The sequence below is a fragment of the Jeotgalibacillus marinus genome (assembly GCF_040801915.1).
Lineage (GTDB): Bacteria > Bacillota > Bacilli > Bacillales > Jeotgalibacillaceae > Jeotgalibacillus > Jeotgalibacillus marinus.
This window is the reverse complement of the sequence record NZ_JBFMIA010000269.1, coordinates 1-242: the sequence shown is the minus strand read 5'-3', so window position 1 is coordinate 242 and position 242 is coordinate 1. Positions and strand designations below refer to the sequence as shown.

The following is a 242-nucleotide window of genomic DNA, read 5'->3' as shown; positions in this document are numbered from 1 at the left end:
AGAAGGAAGAAAAGGAGGAAGAGAAAAGGGAGAGGGAAAGGGAAGGGAGAGGAGAAGAGAAGAGGGGGGGGGGAGAAAGAAGGGGGGGAGAAGAGAAGGAGAAAAAGAGAAGAGAAGAAGGAGAGGGGAGGAAAGAAAGAAAAAAGAGGAAGAGAGGAGGGGGGGGGAGGGGGGGGGAGGGGGGGGGAAGGGGGAGAAAAGGGCAGGAAAGAGGAGGAATGAAAAACAAAAAGACGAAAAGA

The 242-nt window shown here is 52.9% G+C and carries 1 protein-coding gene; it reads left to right on the top strand.

Annotated elements, in window-relative coordinates:
* Nucleotides 1–242, top strand: a 242-nt coding sequence (locus tag AB1471_RS19140; protein WP_367781049.1) for a hypothetical protein, incomplete at both ends; no start/stop codon positions are given.